Here is a 415-nt window from a genome sequence, read left to right as displayed (position 1 = left end):
CTGATGGTCTTCGGGTTGCTCAGAAAGGCATCCGCGAGCCGGCGGATCTCCGGCGCCATGGTGGCCGAGAAGAACAAGGTCTGCCGCGTCTTCGGCAGCAGGTTCACGATTTTCTCGACGTCCGGGATGAACCCCATGTCGAGCATGCGGTCCGCCTCGTCGATCACCAGCACGCGGCAATCGGTCAGCAGCAGGCCGCCGCGCTCGAACAGGTCGATCAGCCGGCCGGGGGTGGCGATCAGCACATCGACCCCGCGCATCAGCGCGTCCTTCTGGTCGGTCATGCTCTCGCCGCCGATCAGCAGGGCGTGGGTCAGCTTGGTGTTCTTGCCGTAGAGGACGAAGTTTTCGGCGACCTGCAGGGCGAGCTCGCGCGTCGGCTCCAGGATCAGGCTACGCGGCATGCGCGCCCGCG

Annotated in this window: 1 protein-coding gene; it reads right to left on the bottom strand. The window is 66.3% G+C overall.

Going from position 1 to position 415, the window contains the following annotated elements:
- The coding region (locus R5H29_RS05645) for a DEAD/DEAH box helicase (protein WP_332328894.1) at positions 1–415 on the bottom strand (415 nt) is incomplete at both ends.

It is taken from the genome of Stenotrophomonas sp. A3_2 (genome assembly GCF_036624925.1).
Taxonomy (GTDB): domain Bacteria; phylum Pseudomonadota; class Gammaproteobacteria; order Xanthomonadales; family Xanthomonadaceae; genus Stenotrophomonas; species Stenotrophomonas hibiscicola.
This window is presented reverse-complemented; position numbering and strand designations above follow the sequence as displayed.